Here is a 15,046-nt window from a genome sequence, read left to right on the forward strand (position 1 = left end):
AGGCTTGTCGCAGCGTCTACCGAGGTTACAATTTCATCACCTGATCGCGATTGTGCAATCCCGATCCCGAACGGATAATCACGACCCGATTCAACAGATCCTGCAAGTTCCTGTACAGGGGGTACGCATGCCAATCAAAGCCGCAGCCCCGGCGCTCATCGTCGCCGCACTTGCTCTGGTCGTCGACTACTCGACTGCCAAGTTGAAATCCCCCTCTGCCACCCTCCATGGGTCGTGCTCCACCTCGCCAACCCTCAGTCACCTGCGCGGGGTGCTTGCAGACGTCACCCATGGCTGGCTCAAATTGGACTTGGGCTACGCAAAGACTGTTGCTGCGATTGTGAACTCGAATCGCTTCGATGAAGCCAAGTACCTTCGGAATATCGAGTTGCTCAAGGCTGTGCGGCAGCTGGAAAGCGACCTGAAACGCGCTGAGGTTCCCTCGGCTCTGAGCGATGACCACATCAACCTGCGCCGGGCAGTCGCAAAGGTGCGAGGAAGGCTGATCACCATCGACGGGGTGTATCAGCAATTTCTGATGAAACCTGAACAATTCCCGAGTCAGCTGAGCGCTGACGGCTTACGCGATCTGGCAGACCACACTACGCGAAGGCTTGGCCACCTGGCCTGAATGTGTGGATGGCAATCGAAGTCGCCTTCCACCCGGATACCTTTGACGCATTCTTCGCACCTGTGGATGTCAAACACCCCGGCCTATCAGACCTTCTGAAACGCGAATTCCACCGCTACATCGAGTCGCGGCGGCAAATCATCCCATCGATTTTCGGACGAGACGTCCCTTACACCCAGCCGTCTCACGCACTTCAAGCGTGCCTGATGCACATCCACATCAAAATCCCACCTGCGACCTTTCCCCAGAACACGCCTCAGCATGATCGGGTGTGCAAGCGAGGGTGCCCAAGGGATGATGCGGCTCTGGTGTATGTCCCCGGTGAGCTTTACGAAGACCGGCACCTGGTTTTGGCTTTCCTCTGGCCCGATGCCCATGGCAAGGCCCGCGACAACCGCTCAATGGGCTACCTCGCCCGCTTGGCCCGGGAATGGCGAGATGTGAACTAAGGTAACGAGAGGTATCCACCAGAGGGATCGCCGTCGCCCGATCAGCTACCCGAATGGCTGAACATCCCTTTGAGCAGCCCCTGGAAAAACAACTTCACCGTATCCCAAGCCCGCGTGAACACTCCGCCAGGCGCTTCATCCTGCAACGCAATGAGTGGCCGGGTGGCAAGTTCATGGTCGCCATCGAGCAACGTCAGGGTGCCGACCACATCGCCCTTGGCCAAGGGCGCCACCAGCGGCCCATCGATCTTCACTTGAGTCGTGACCTTGCGTCTGCTGTTCTTCGGCAAGGTCAAGGTCACGTCGTCCAGCAACCCAACTGGTACGGTGCTCTCCTCGCCCTTCCAGAGCACCGGGTTGGCCAGCACGTCCATGGCCTTGGCGTAGGTCTCGGTGCTGGTGAAGCGAAAACCGTAGGTCAGCAGCTTCTGCGCATCGTTGGCGCGGTTCTGCATGGAGTTGGAGCCGAACACGGCAGTGATCAGGCGGCGCCCGTCGCGCTTGGCCGAGGTCACCATGCAGAAGCCGGCGGCTTCGGTATGACCCGTCTTCAGGCCATCCACGGTGGGGTCGCGCCACAGCAGCAGGTTGCGGTTGGGTTGGCGGATGCCGTTCCAGGTAAAGTACTTGTGCTTGTAGAGCGAGTAGTACGCCGACTCGTCGGTGATGATCGTGCGGGCCAGCTTGGCCATGTCCAGTGCCGATGAATAATGCTGCGACGACGGCAGGCCGGTGGGGTTTTCGAAATGGGTGTTGCGCAAGTCCAGGCGTTTGGCGGTGAGGTTCATCAGCCCGGCGAACGATTCTTCGCTGCCGGCGATGTGTTCGGCCAGGGCCACGCTGGCATCATTGCCGGAATCGATCACCACGCCTTTCAACAGGTCGTGGATGGTCACCTCGCTGCCGGGGTCGAGAAACATCCGTGAACCCTGGGTGCGCCAGGCGTTCTCGCTCACCGTGACCAGGTCGGTCGGGTGCACCCGGCCGCTCTGGATCTCGTTGGTAGCGATGTACACGGTCATCAATTTGGTGAGACTGGCTGGCGGCAGGCGTTCGTCAGGATCATGGCTGGTGATCACTTCACCGCTGGCCGCGTCCATGAGCACCCAGGATTTTGCCGACAGCTGGGGTGGCGATGGGATGGGGCCGGCAGGCGTTGGCGCCGCCTGAACGGCAGCAGCGCCCAGGCAGACAGCGATCAGGGCGAGCCGCGATATCGGGTGTTTCACGAAAAAAGAGCCTTGGTCTGACGAGGGGCCCCAAACCTAGGTCAGGGCCCCCTACCCCTCAACTTAACCACCGTTAAGAAAAGTTTAGGAATCGCTGCCCGAAGCTTGCGCCAGCGGGCAGGTGAGGCTCACCCGCGTACCGATATCACCCGGCCCCGCTTCGATGGCCAGGGCGAAACCGTGCAGCCTGGCGATGGCCGCCACCAGCGACAGGCCCAGGCCATTACCGGGCTGCTGGCGCGTCTCGTCCCCCCGGTAGAGCCGCCGCGTCACGCTGTTGCGCTCGCTCGGCGCGATGCCCGGGCCGTTGTCGACCACCTCGATGACCAGCGTCAGCCCACGCAGCAGACAACGCAAATAGATGACGCCGCCCGGCTGGGTGAACTTGATGGCGTTGTCCATCAGGTTGACCAGCGCCTCGAACAACAGCGCGGGGTCGCCCTGCAAAGGCGGACAGTCGTCGCAGGCCTGGAGGATGAGCTGCTGGTGCTTGTCCTGGGCCAAGGGCTCGTAGAACTCATGCGCCTGCGCCAGCAGCCGCTCTGGCTGGAACGTCTCGAAGGCCGAGCGCCGCCGGGTATCTTCGAGTTCGGAGATCCGCAGCAGCCCCTGGAACCGGGACATGATGGCCTCGCTCTCCTCCAGGGCCAGGTTCAGGCTGCGCAGGTGCTCAGGGTGCAATGGCAACTTCTGCAGTTGGTACAGGCGCGCATGCAGGCGCGTGAGTGGCGTGCGCAGGTCGTGAGCGATGGCATCGCACACGCCCTTCACCTCCAGCATCAGTTGCTCGATGTGCTCGAGCATGGTGTTGACGGCATTGGACAGCATGTCCAGTTCGTCTCGCCGTGCCGAGAGCGGCAGACGCTCGCGCAGATTGCCGGAGACGATGCGCTCGGTGGTGTGCTGCAAGCGCTCCACGCGCCGCAACGGCCGCCTGCGCAACAGCCGCCAGCCGATCAGGCCTGGCACCAGGGTCAGTGACAGCCCCCAGAACAACGCCTGGCCAATGATGCCGCCCACCGCCGAGATCGAACCGCCGTCACGAGTGAGCACCAGCACCCTGCCGTCCGGGCGGTCGATGCGCAGGGCGTGGCTGCTGCGTGTGACTTCCCTGGGTAGAGCGATGCTCAAGGCCCGTTCCAGGTAGTGCACCTGGCCATCGTCGGGCAAGTTGCCGGGCAGCTTCAACAGCGTGCCCGCGAGGTGCCGGCCCTGGGCGTCGAACAAGCCGTAGGCGTCGATGCCTGGGGTCGAGTACCACTCGCTTTCGGCCAGGTCGGCGGCCAGTGCCTCGTCGTCGACCTTCTGGTAGTAATGCGCCCGCTGCAGCAACGAGCGTTGCGCCACGGTGCCCAGGTAACCTGCGATCTCCCAGTACAGCACCCCCGTGAACACCGCGCCCCAGGCCACGAAGAACACCGCGTACAAGCCGATCAGCCGGCTGCTGCTGGAGCGCCAGCGGTCAGTCGTTCTTGACCAGAACATAGCCTGAACCGCGAATCGTCTGAATGGTCGGAGCGCCTGGCCCGGTGATTTTCTTGCGCAGCCGGGTCAGGTGCACGTCGATGATGTTGGTGCCGGGGTCGAAGTGATAACCCCAGACTTCCTGGAACAGCATGGTGCGCGTCACCCGTTGGCCAGCATTGCGCATCAGGTAGGTGAGGATCTTGAATTCGGTGGGCAGCAGCGTGATCGACCGCCCATCGAGCATCACCGTCTGCACGATGAGGTTGACCTGCAGGCCAGCGAACTGCAGGCAGTGCTCGGTCTCGTCGGCAGCCGGTTCGCGCAGCAGCACCTCCAGGCGCGCGATCATCTCGACCATGGAAAAGGGCTTGGTCAGGTAGTCGTCGCCGCCGGAGCGCAGGCCACGGACCCGCTCGTCGACGTCGGACAAAGCACTGATCATCAGCACCGGGGTCTGGATGCCGAGTTGGCGCAAGGTGCTGACGATGGTCAGCCCATCGAAGTCGGGAAGCATGCGGTCGAGGGTGATCACATCGTGGTCGCCATTGATGGCCAGGGCCAGGCCCTCGCGGCCTTTGTCGGCCCATTGGGCACGAAAGCCGTGGGCTTCCAGCTCGGTGACGATCGCTTGCGCCGTGACCGCATCGTCCTCGATGACTAAAGCATGGTTCATTGGGGCCTCCAGGCTGACGGGCCTATAGTGTAACGACATGACGCGGCGCGCCTGGGGCGCAGCCCGGCAAATTAAACTTTCTTAACGCTGGTTAAGGCAGGTGGCCGCAACGGCCTGCTTTAGCGTGCGTTGTTTTGCATAGGAGACATGTGGCTGTGCCCATGCCATTCACTCGCCGCTTGCTACTCTGCGTAGCGCTGGCCCTGGCCACAGGGCCGGCGCTGGCAATCGAAAAGGCGGCATCGACGCTGCAAGTCGTCAGTCCCAAGGGCCTGGCCAAGGTGGTCGAAGCCTTGGCTACGGATTTTCAACAGCAAGCCAACGTAAAGGTGGTGGTGCATGGCGTGGATGAGGACGGAGTGGAGTCACGCCTGCGCCAACGGCCCGGTGCGGACGCCGATATTGACCTGGTGATCGCCAGGCGCTCGACGATCGATACCCTGGTGGCCGAACACAGGGTGATGCGTGACAGCCGGGTCGACCTGGGCAAGTCACTGATCGCCGTGGCGGTGCCCAGCGAGGCTCCATCGCCCGCCATCGACTCGGTGGCGACGCTGCGCGAGACGCTGATGCAGGCGAGTTCGGTGGCCACTGCCAATAGCGGAAGTGGCGTGTACATCTCCCACTGGCTGCTGCCCCGGCTCAAGTTGGGGGATGCCTTCAAGCCGGGCGCCAGGGTGCAGGCAGTCGATAGCGTCGGCGAGGCCATTGCCTCGGGCAAGTCGCAATTGGGATTGGAGCAGATCAGCAAGCTGCAGGGCGTTGAGGGTATTCGGATCGTTGGGCTGATTCCTGATGAGCTTCAGCAGATGGTCGTGTACAGCGGCGCGGTGGCGCAGGACACGGCCCACCTGGCGCAATCAGAGGCGTTGCTGGCGTATCTGCGTGAAGCCAATGGGGGCAAGGCGCTGGTGGCGATTGGCTTATGACCCGCGATCGCGCATGCTGGTCGGCCGTAACTCTGCCCATCGACGGTATTCCATGAGCCAGCCTGTTTTCCCCCAGCCTTTTGAAGCGATCGGCTGCTCCCAATGTCGCGACCTATCGAACTTGGGTTTCGACATCACCATGGCCTTCCAGCCCATCGTCCACGTGCCTTCGGGCAGGCCGTTCGCCTACGAGGCCCTGGTGCGCGGCCTCGATGGCGAAGGTGCGGCGCAGATCCTGGCCAAGGTCTCGACCGACAACCTATACCGTTTCGACCAGGCGTGCCGGGTCAAGGCCATCGAACAGGCAGCAGCGCTGGGCCTGGGGCGCCTGGGCGATTGCAAGTTGAGCATCAACTTTTTGCCCAACGCCGTGTACCGCGCCAGCACCTGCATCCGCGCCACGCTGGAGGCCACCCGCACGTTCGACTTTCCGGCCAGCCGGCTGATGTTCGAGGTGACCGAGGGCGAGCGGATCGAGGATACCGAGCACCTCAAGGCGATTTTCAAGGAGTACGACCGGCAGGGGTTCACCACAGCCATAGACGATTTTGGTTCGGGCTATTCAGGGCTGAACCTGCTGGCTGAATTTCAACCGGATGTGCTGAAGCTGGACATGGCCCTCACCCGCAGGATCAGCCAGGATCCGGTGCGCCAGGCGATCGTCGCGGGCATCGTGCTGGTGGCCGAGCGGCTGGGCATCACGCTGATCGCCGAGGGGATCGAGACCGATGCCGAATGCCAGGCGTTAGCGGGGTTGGGGATCGAGTTGATGCAGGGGTATTTGTTTGCTCGGCCAGAGGTGGGCGGGTTGCCGTTGGCGGAGCGGTTGGTTGAATGAGCCCTGGCATTGCTCGGCGCTTATCTGGATGCGGGTGGCAAAAACAGGCGAAATTGTGGGACTGGGACGGGATTAACTTGGGAATTAGGCTCTTTTTTGTAGGCCGGTTCCGAAAGATACTTTTGGCGCTTTTGAGCCATTGCGGTGGGCAGGTTTGGGTCCTAGTCTCGGGTTGTCGTAGCGAAAGCGGCGACCGGCTTTGACAGGCTGACTCAAATTGAAAACCATGGCTTTGTAGTTATGGCGGCTGTGTATGGGGCATCCTCGGGTGCGCCGGGTTTCCTCAATTTGACCGGTCTGTCAACCCGTACACAGTTGCCACCCTTCGTTTGACAGCAAATGGCGGCGGCTCTCATTCACAAATTGAGGAGTTGACCATGCTGAAACTTGTTCCCGATCCACCTTTCATTTTCTGTTCCCTGCAAGCGATTTCGGCTTCGCATCCGATGAGCTTCAAGATCCCGCGAGCGGTCGATATGTATCTTGCGCCCGCTGGCCTCTTCGCGGGTAAACCCGCTCCTACAGGGTCGGCGCTGAACTTGACTACAGCGGTGATCCTGTAGGAGCGGGTTTACCCGCGAAGAGGCCAGCACAGGCAACCAATAACCCAGCGCATTCAACCAATGCCATGTTTCGCCTGGGCGGGTGTCGGCGTTTACAAGCCCGCATCACCTCAGTACGGCGTAGCTATAGAACCGGGGAGCGGTACGTGTGACCGCAGGCTTGCAATGACAGACCGGGGCGCCGGCACCCAGCCCAGGCACCTAATGCCATCAGGGAGATGGAAGATGAACAGGGATGATGAGAAAACCACGGTCGGCAAGACCAAGTTCTACCAAGGTGAAAACCAGACCCACTGTTCTGCATCGAGCCAGGCATCCCGTGCCAGTTTGCTCGGGAACAGGCTTTGGAGTTGTTTGGGTATGCGCAGGAACTGACCATCAGCGGGTTGATGGAAGACAAGGCCCATTTGATCTGGGCTTCGCATTACCTGGGGGCATTGGCCAAGGCACTTATGGATGATGCGGAGTTGGGCATGGCGCGTTGAGCGTAGCTGCCCACGCGGGCCCTACCGCCGACACGCCGGCTTCTGCCACTGCAACGGTGATCGTTGGCGGGATGGGCTGCTACCGCAAGGACAGCATCATGGTGAGCGGGGAAATATACGGGCAGCGAACAAAGCCTGCCTTTTTCTCATAGAACTCCGCCAGCGACGGGTTCAAAGGGTGAACCAGAAGCGCCGCAGTACCTATTTCCTCAGCAGAGATGAGCACCCGGCGGATGGCATCCTGAAGGAGCCCTTCGGCAAAGCCGGAACCTTGCGCTCTCAACGTCACACCCATGCGGCCCAGAATTGTCGCAGGATGAACATTAGGCGTATTCCGCTGTAGCTTCTTAGGCACCACGAACTCACGGGCTATTGAGCCACTTGACAAAGTGTAGAACGCCGCGACCCGGTTGGTACCTTTGAAGCAAGCAACGAACACCACAGCCTGCTTATTTTCCTGCGCCTTCCTTGCGTGCTTGTGAAGATACTCATTAATCGAGGACTCTCCACAATCAAAATCACTGAAATCGTGAAACGAATTCAGCTTTTCGGGTTTGCTCAGCTCCAAGGGGAGGGCTTGGACATCAATTTCTGTAGACACTTGTTATCCCTCAATGGGTTTTCATCAAGTGCCTTCTCAAAACGGTCAAACGCTTCATCGCTTAGCAGGAACAACTGACGATCCATGATCACCTCTTCAGCCCTCTTGCAGGCAGCGTCCAGGATGAAGCTAGTTCTATCGGTCCCAAGCAGTTCCACTGCCGCATCGATCAGGCTTCGTTTCTTCGTGTCGACCCGCATGTTAATTGGGACGGGCTTTTCTCGCTCTATGATTTGAGCTGACATCATTTACACCTCGACAAGATTTGAGTGATTGGTCCCTCACCTCATTATGGGCCAGCGCCAAGCGGCATTCGCCTGAGAAAATGAAGCTGTTTGGAAAACGTGAATACGGACATTTAGCACTCCTTAAGACGCTTGGAAGCCCCGGCGACAAGGGGGCAATCGGTCCTGCTGAGCAGCTAGCACTCCCTTTTGGGATACGGAGGATTTCTCACCAGCGAACTGTAGCACCGCGTGTATGCATCGTCTACACGTGTATGCATTTGACTTACAAAAAACTTTCTAAGCCTCACAGCCGCGCGCGTCCGGGTAATGAGCTCGCTCAGCGCACCCGCCAAAGCTGATCAATCCGCGTCGTATACGACCGGCTCATCAACTCCCGCCGCATCCCCCAGTCGGGAACTCGCGGCGCCATGGCAGTGCGCACAGTCCCGCGCCCATACTTCCCATTGATATCGTCCAGCACCGACATCAAGCGATCACAAGCCACCGGCTGTGTCGCGGCAAAGAGATCGCCCGTGACCTCCCCCGGCTGCCGCAGATCCATCAGCAACACCTCGGCCTTGCTGTATCGGTAACCCGGTCGATACACCCGTTCCACCGCCGCCGTACCTGCGCGGGTGAGCATTAGCGTGTCGTTGGTGGGGTACGGCAACTCCACCATCACGCCTTGGGCGTACTTGGCCTCGTCAGGATTGAACATCCCAGTGCGAATACTCACCCGCAACCGCTTGCAAACCGACGCCTGAGCTCGCAGCTTCTCAGCCGCACGCGCAACGTAGGTCGCCACCGCCTCCTTGATCGGCGCCAGCTCCGACAACCGTGAGCCAAACATCCGGCTGCAGCATATCTCCTGCTTGGGCGGCGCCGCGTCCTCCAGTTCCAGGCACGCGGTGCCGTCCAGCTCCCTGGCGGTTTTCTCCACCACCACGCTGAACTTGTCCCTGAGCATCTGCGGATTCGCCCTGGCCAGGTCCATCGCCTTGTAAATGCCCATGGCCTGGAGGTGTGCCGTCATGCGCCGGCCGATCCCCCACACTTCGTTCACCTCGGTGTTGCGCAACACCCAATCGCGTTCGAATGCCGTACAGATGTTCACCACCCCGCCGGTGTGCGCGAGCAAACGCTTGGCCATATGGTTGGCCAGCTTCGCCAGGGTCTTGGTATGGGCGATCCCGACCCCTACCGGGATGCCGGTGCATTTCAATACCTTGGCGCGAATGTCGCGCCCCAATTGGGTCAGGTCCCCCTGGACGCCAGACAGCTCGACGAAGCATTCATCGATGGAATACACCTCCGCAGCCGGAACCATCGACTCGATCAACGACATGACCCGCTCGCTCATGTCGCCGTACAGCGCGTAGTTCGAGGAAAACGCCACCACGCCGTGGCGACGCAGCCTTTCCTTGCACTGGAAATAGGGCTCGCCCATCTTCACGTAGGGCTTGGCGTCGTACGACCTGGCGATCACGCAGCCGTCGTTGTTGCTCAGTACCACGATGGGCGTCCTGGCCAGGTCTGGCCGAAACACACGTTCGCAGCTCGCGTAGAACGAGTTGCAATCGATTAGCGCGAACACCTGGTCAGATGTCATGGTCACGCACACTCTTGCGCACCACACCCCACTCCACCAGCTCATCGCCTTCCATGATGTAGCGCGGCGGGTAGGCCTTGTTGTCGGAGAGCAGCATGGTGATGCCGTCACGTCGGTGCAGCCGCTTGCAGATGGGCTCACCGTTCAGCGCGGCGATGATCACCTCCCCATGGCGCGCTTCCTTGCTCCGGTCCACGGCCAGCAGATCACCAGGGAATATCCCCGCGCCAATCATGCTGTCACCTTCAACCTGAACCAGGTAGGTGTGCGGCGCGCGCAGTTCCAGAAGCTCATCCAGACTGATGTGACGCTCGATGTGATCGTCGGCAGGCGACGGGAACCCGGCGGGCACATGGAACGAGTACAGCGGAAGCAACTCGCCATGGGCATTCAAGGTCCCTAGGAAGGTGATGGTCATGATAGGTCAAGCTCAATGGCAACTGTATATGCATACAGTTAACTGACCATCACGAATTCGGTCAATAGCCAGACGACGGACGAGGATGAGATATGTGTGGGAGGTACTCGATCTACGAAGCGATGGACCACTACCTGAAGCAGCTATCGCTCGACTTGGAGGTGATCAATGGCTACGACCATGAGCGCATCAACCGCTACAACGTGGCGCCATCGACGCGAGTGGAGATCATCCGGCCGGTAGGCGGAGGCTTGAGCGTGGATCGAGTGAAGTGGGGATGGGCGCCCTTCTGGGCGAAGGGCAAGCGCCCCGATCCGATCAACGCTCGGGCCGAAACGGTGATGACGGGGAAATTCTTCAAGGACCTGTGGCCGGGCGGTCGGACCCTGGCGCCGGCGAACGGTTGGTTCGAGTGGATACCTGACCCCACCGACCCGAAGCGCAAGCAGCCCTACTACATCACGGCGGCCAGTGATGAACCGCTGTACTTTGCTGCCCTAGCCGAGGTTCACGCGGGGTTCGAGCCCCATGAACGGGACGGCTTCGTGATCATCACGGCGGCCGCCGATGAGGGCCTGCTCGACATACACGACCGCAAGCCACTGGTATTGACACCTGCCGTTGCCAAGGAATGGTTGGACCCAGAAACGACAGCGGCTCGGGCCGAAGAGATCGTGCGTGACAGTTGCCGGCCAGCCGCTGACTTCAAGTGGCGTCCCGTCGGCAAGCGAGTCGGGAACGTGCGCAACGAGGGGCCTGGGCTGATAGAGCCGGTTGACCTTCCTCGATCAGGCCAGCTGTTCTGACCTGGCCTGCAGCCTTCTCTGGGACGTGGACTACCGACGCAATGGGTTAGTGTTCAAGGTACTCGTAATCATGTGCCCGGACGAATGTATTGCCGGATCTGCCCCCTGTCCCATGGCAAGTAACATGACGGGATTGAGCAGTGCATACCCGACTGATAGCATATAGCTATCAACTTCAATGCTCATTTAGGAAGGGAATCCATGTCAAAGAAGGCTATTGCTGCAGTGCTGGTTGTCATGGGGATGTTGACCGGCATGCAGAATGCCGTGGGTGAAGACAACCTGTTCAAAAAATATGCTTATGACACGCCGATTGCCAAATATAACCAGGCAGCAGGCTACTACGACTGTTCAACTGAGGTAGGGGCCACTGCACGGTGCCTGGACGACGTGGATTTCCTGGATCAGAAGTTCACAGCGGCCCTGGTTTTCAGTGGTGACAAGCTGATGTCGGTTTCGCTGATTGCACCCTTTGACCGTGACCTGTACGGTCGCGCCATTGGCGCTCTTGCAAAAACATTTACTCTGGTATCGCTCACTGACGGGAAATCCGTGCTGGATCTCGTTGAGCTCGCGAGTAAAGCAAAAAACAAGGATGAATACACGGCGAAACTCTCGAACTACGAGAATGCTGCATTGGGTGGCGACGGTTTGACCTACTCCTTTGTTGAAGGGCTCACCCTTGCCAAGGTCAAGGGGGCTACTAGCGTCCATAATATGATGACTTCAGCGCCTGCCAACACCAGGGGCGCTGATTTGATCATCTCTGACGACGGGGACGAATCCAGGATCATCATTAGTTTTTCTTTCCCGAAACTGGATGAAAACAAGCTTGTTCAGCAAGCCAAGAAGCCAGTTGAGTCGTTCTAACCTCGTGCCTCTGGTTGTGGAGCCCCGCCATAGCGGGGCTTCTGGTTTTCAGAGTGCTGCATCCTGATACCAGCATTTCGAGTGGCCAGGACAGTTGAATCATCTCGGGTCTGATAACGGCGAATGACCGCTATCGATCCATCCCGACGTTCGCCTCTAGTTAAAATTCAGGCTTGAAGTGTCGTCCGCACGCGATTGCTGGCAGCCCATCAGTGATGCCACAATGCTGCCCCAAGCCTTACACGCTGAACGACAGGCGCGACCCACGGACCCTCTACCATGCCCAGCCTCCGTCGCTGCTCTAACACGCCAGGTCAGCCGCAGAGACGTCTGTCGGGGCGTCTGCGTCGACTGCTGTGTTTCGTGCTGTTCTCGGCTCAGGCTGCGTGGGCGAGCCCGAGCACCCAACAGAATGGCGGCGTACAGGTAATTGATGTACAGCTACGTTGGAAACATCAATTCCAGTTCGCGGGCTATTACGCTGCTATCGCACAGGGATATTATCGCGAAGAAGGTTTGGAGGTGCGCTTACACGAAGGTGGTCCCAATATCACTCCCGTCGAAGAAGTGCTTTCCGGGCGCGCCCAATATGCCGAAGCCAACAGCGAACTGCTTTACGCACGCCTGCATGGAAAGCCCTTGGTCGCGCTTGCGGTGATTTTTCAGCATTCCCCCTCTGTGCTTCTGGCTCGCACTGACCAAGGGGTTCGCACCGCCCACGACCTGATCGACAAGCCGGTTATGCTGATGGACGCACAGACCGATGCCGATTTTCTAGCGATGTTTCACAGCGAGGGTATACCCCTCGAAAAACTGCAACTGCTGCCCAGCAGTTATCAGGTCGAGGACTTGGCCAACGGCAAAGTGACGGCCTTCAATTCGTACTTGACCAACGAGCCCTTCTACTTGCAACAACGCGGTGTGGAGTACAACGTTATCTCGCCCGTCACCTACGGGATCGACTTCTACAGCGACATCCTGTTCACCACGCAAGCCGAAATTGATGAGCATCCACAACGGGTCGAGGCTTTCCGCCGCGCCACGCTGCGTGGTTGGCGCTACGCGATGGATAACCCCCAGCAAATCATTGATCTGCTGCTCAATGAGTATTCGGTAGAGAAAAGCCGCGCGCACCTGGAGTTCGAAGCCCAAGCCATGCGCCCACTGGTGCAATCGGACTTGATCGAGATCGGTCATATGAATCCGGGGCGCTGGCAACGCATGGCTGAAACGTTCCTCGAACTGGGCATGGTCAAAAGCATCGACGGCCTGGAAAACTTCATCTACGACGCCAACCCGCCACATCTTGTCGAGCGGCTGCGCAAGACGATCGTCCTGATCAGTATTGGCGGAGTGCTTGTCCTGATGTTTACGCTGGTGCTGTTGAACACCCAACGCCATCTGCGCAACGAGATCAAGCTACGCAAGCTCGCTGAAGAGGAAGTCCGCAAGCTGGCCTTCCATGACAGCCTGACTGGCTTGCCCAATCGCAATAGTTTCGTTCCCTTCGTCAGCCAGAAACTGCTAGACGCCAAGCGTCGTGGTGAGCATTTGGCGCTGTGCTATATCGACTTGAATAACTTCAAGCAGATCAATGATTGTTTTGGCCACCAAGCGGGCGATGCCGTCCTGATTCATGTAGCCTCGGCCATCAAATCCCATATTCGCGAGTTTGAAATCGCCGCGCGCATGGGCGGCGATGAATTTGTCTTACTGCTCGACGGCGCGCTTCACAAACGCGATGTCCAGCGCATCACCCAGGAAATCTGCAAGGCTGTCGAGCAACCCATGCCTTGGAAAGACCACCAGATCAAGGTCAGCGCCAGCCTTGGTGTGGCCTGGTATCCGGAAGATGGCGAACTGCTCGACGACCTGATGTTCAAGGCCGATATCGCCATGTTCCAAAGCAAAACCAGCAACGCTGCGCGGGCCTGAGCCCTTTCTATCAGCTGTTCTCCTGTAGGAGCGGGTTTACCCGCGATGGGGCGCGCAGCGGCCCCAACTGGTCCCGCGAACTCACATTACGGCGATAGGCGCAGAGCCAATGTCCCCACCCAGCTGCAGCGCAGGCCCGGAACGCGCTTTCCTGATAAACTGCCGCACCCCATTTTCCACCTGCGCGGCGAACGCCGTAGCCCGCCGCGTTGCTTGATTTCAGCAATCAGCGCAGGCCACGGCAGTACACGAGAGAACCGAAATGCACCCGAAACAAGCAGAAAACCCCAGCAACGTCGCCGATACAGTGGTCCGGAGGTTTTCTGTTGCACCGATGATGGACTGGACGGATAGACATTGTCGCTTCTTCCTGCGCCTACTCTCCAAACACACCCTGCTCTACACCGAAATGGTCACCACCGGCGCCCTGCTCCACAACGACGCCCAACGTTTTTTGCGACACGATACCTCCGAGCACCCACTGGCCCTGCAACTGGGCGGCAGTGTCCCGGCCGACCTGGCCGCCTGCGCCAAGCTTGCCGAAGCAGCCGGCTACGACGAGGTCAACCTGAACGTCGGCTGCCCCAGCGACCGGGTGCAAAACAACATGATCGGCGCTTGCCTCATGGCCCACCCGGCGCTGGTGGCCGACTGCGTGAAGGCCATGCGCGACGCGGTGTCCACGCCGATCACGGTCAAGCACCGCATCGGTATCAATGGCCGCGACAGCTATGCCGAGCTGTGCGACTTCGTCGGCCAGGTGCGTGAAGCAGGCTGCCGCAGCTTCACCGTCCATGCGCGTATCGCCATCCTCGAAGGCCTGTCGCCGAAGGAAAACCGCGAAATCCCGCCGCTGCGCTACGACGTTGCCGCACAACTAAAAGCGGATTTCCCCGACCTGGAAATCGTCCTCAACGGCGGCATCAAGACCTTGGCCGAGTGCCAGGCACATCTTGATACCTTCGATGGGGTGATGTTGGGCCGCGAGGCGTACCATAATCCCTATCTGCTGGCCGAAGTGGACCAGCAGCTGTTCGCCAGTGAGGTCGCCGTGGTCAGCCGCAGCGAGGCGCTGGAACAGCTGCGGCCGTACATCGTCGCCCACCTGCAGAACGGTGGCGCCATGCACCACATCACGCGCCATATCCTCGGGCTGGGCCAGGGCTTCCCGGGGGCGCGGCGGTTCCGCCAGTTGCTGTCGGCAGACATCCACAAGGCGCCGGAACCGCTGGTGGTGTTCGACCAGGCAGCCGAGTTGCTGCAGGGGCGCTGACGGAAGGAACCCCAGGCGCGCTTTCGACTCGAACCCTCACGCC

16 protein-coding genes and 1 pseudogene are annotated in these 15,046 nt (G+C 59.8%); 10 read left to right on the forward strand and 7 right to left on the reverse strand.

The genetic code is table 11. From position 1 onward, the window contains the following. The first annotated feature begins 127 nt into the window (after window positions 1-127). Window positions 128-631, forward strand: coding sequence for a hypothetical protein (locus tag IAE37_RS05265; RefSeq protein ID WP_201170335.1), 504 nt, complete (start codon window positions 128-130; stop codon window positions 629-631). A gap of 8 nt (window positions 632-639) precedes the next feature. Then, complete coding sequence (locus IAE37_RS05270; RefSeq protein ID WP_201170346.1) at window positions 640-1,080, forward strand: type II toxin-antitoxin system YafO family toxin; 441 nt, start codon at window positions 640-642, stop codon at window positions 1,078-1,080. 41 nt (window positions 1,081-1,121) lie between these two features. On the opposite strand, the gene IAE37_RS05275 is transcribed toward IAE37_RS05270, so the two are convergent. The 3 genes from IAE37_RS05275 to IAE37_RS05285 form a co-directional block, all read right to left on the reverse strand. Then, a complete protein-coding gene (locus IAE37_RS05275; protein ID WP_201170349.1) occupies window positions 1,122-2,309 on the reverse strand; it encodes a D-alanyl-D-alanine carboxypeptidase family protein in 1,188 nt (395 codons plus the stop codon). Between the two features lie 84 nt (window positions 2,310-2,393). Next, on the reverse strand, window positions 2,394-3,794 hold the full coding sequence (locus IAE37_RS05280; RefSeq protein ID WP_201170353.1) for a sensor histidine kinase: 1,401 nt from the start codon (window positions 3,792-3,794) through the stop codon (window positions 2,394-2,396). Continuing rightward, window positions 3,772-4,449 carry a response regulator transcription factor gene (locus tag IAE37_RS05285; protein ID WP_201170355.1) on the reverse strand — a complete coding sequence of 226 codons (678 nt, stop codon included), beginning with the start codon at window positions 4,447-4,449 and terminating at the stop codon, window positions 3,772-3,774. The genes IAE37_RS05280 and IAE37_RS05285 overlap by 23 nt, the downstream gene beginning before the upstream one ends. Window positions 4,450-4,610: 161 nt before the next feature. On the opposite strand from IAE37_RS05285, the gene IAE37_RS05290 reads away from it, so the two are divergent. The 4 genes and pseudogenes from IAE37_RS05290 (at window position 4,611) to IAE37_RS05305 (ending at window position 7,264) form a co-directional block, all read left to right on the forward strand. Beyond that, window positions 4,611-5,378: a substrate-binding domain-containing protein gene (locus IAE37_RS05290; RefSeq protein WP_201170357.1), complete on the forward strand. Its 768-nt coding sequence runs from the start codon at window positions 4,611-4,613 to the stop codon at window positions 5,376-5,378. 52 nt (window positions 5,379-5,430) lie between these two features. Next, window positions 5,431-6,216, forward strand: a complete 786-nt coding sequence (locus IAE37_RS05295) for an EAL domain-containing protein (protein ID WP_201170650.1) — start codon at window positions 5,431-5,433, stop codon at window positions 6,214-6,216. A gap of 377 nt (window positions 6,217-6,593) precedes the next feature. Continuing rightward, window positions 6,594-6,779: a hypothetical protein gene (locus tag IAE37_RS05300; protein ID WP_201170359.1), complete on the forward strand. Its 186-nt coding sequence runs from the start codon at window positions 6,594-6,596 to the stop codon at window positions 6,777-6,779. Between the two features lie 225 nt (window positions 6,780-7,004). Continuing rightward, window positions 7,005-7,264: pseudogene (locus IAE37_RS05305) on the forward strand (DUF3077 domain-containing protein). A gap of 79 nt (window positions 7,265-7,343) precedes the next feature. Here IAE37_RS05305 and IAE37_RS05310 read toward each other — a convergent pair. From IAE37_RS05310 to IAE37_RS05325, 4 genes are all read right to left on the reverse strand, one after another. Further along, window positions 7,344-7,865 (reverse strand): hypothetical protein, encoded by a 522-nt coding sequence (locus IAE37_RS05310; protein ID WP_328822696.1) that lies wholly within the window; start codon window positions 7,863-7,865, stop codon window positions 7,344-7,346. Then, the gene (locus IAE37_RS05315; RefSeq protein WP_201170361.1) at window positions 7,823-8,110 is read right to left on the reverse strand and encodes a type II toxin-antitoxin system TacA family antitoxin; all 288 of its coding nucleotides are present in this window, start codon (window positions 8,108-8,110) and stop codon (window positions 7,823-7,825) included. Before IAE37_RS05315 ends, IAE37_RS05310 begins: the two co-directional genes overlap by 43 nt. 319 nt (window positions 8,111-8,429) lie before the next feature. Next, window positions 8,430-9,701, reverse strand: coding sequence for a translesion error-prone DNA polymerase V subunit UmuC (gene umuC, locus IAE37_RS05320; protein WP_201170662.1), 1,272 nt, complete (start codon window positions 9,699-9,701; stop codon window positions 8,430-8,432). Continuing rightward, entirely contained in the window at window positions 9,691-10,119 is a 429-nt protein-coding gene (locus IAE37_RS05325) for a LexA family protein (protein ID WP_201170363.1), read from the reverse strand. Before IAE37_RS05325 ends, umuC begins: the two co-directional genes overlap by 11 nt. A 92-nt stretch (window positions 10,120-10,211) precedes the next feature. Between IAE37_RS05325 and IAE37_RS05330 the strand changes: the two genes are divergently transcribed. The 4 genes from IAE37_RS05330 to dusA all read left to right on the forward strand — a co-directional run bounded on the left by IAE37_RS05330 (window position 10,212) and on the right by dusA (window position 15,003). Further along, window positions 10,212-10,925, forward strand: a complete 714-nt coding sequence (locus tag IAE37_RS05330) for an SOS response-associated peptidase (RefSeq protein WP_201170366.1) — start codon at window positions 10,212-10,214, stop codon at window positions 10,923-10,925. 201 nt (window positions 10,926-11,126) lie between these two features. After that, window positions 11,127-11,795: a hypothetical protein gene (locus IAE37_RS05335; RefSeq protein WP_201170369.1), complete on the forward strand. Its 669-nt coding sequence runs from the start codon at window positions 11,127-11,129 to the stop codon at window positions 11,793-11,795. A gap of 279 nt (window positions 11,796-12,074) precedes the next feature. Continuing rightward, window positions 12,075-13,730, forward strand: coding sequence for a GGDEF domain-containing protein (locus IAE37_RS05340; protein ID WP_201170377.1), 1,656 nt, complete (start codon window positions 12,075-12,077; stop codon window positions 13,728-13,730). Window positions 13,731-13,992: 262 nt separating this feature from the next. After that, complete coding sequence (dusA, locus tag IAE37_RS05345; RefSeq protein ID WP_201170380.1) at window positions 13,993-15,003, forward strand: tRNA dihydrouridine(20/20a) synthase DusA; 1,011 nt, start codon at window positions 13,993-13,995, stop codon at window positions 15,001-15,003. The last annotated feature ends 43 nt before the right edge of the window (window positions 15,004-15,046 follow it).

Origin of the sequence: Pseudomonas sp. S31, assembly GCF_016648105.1 — a bacterium.
In the GTDB taxonomy this organism is placed as follows: domain Bacteria; phylum Pseudomonadota; class Gammaproteobacteria; order Pseudomonadales; family Pseudomonadaceae; genus Aquipseudomonas.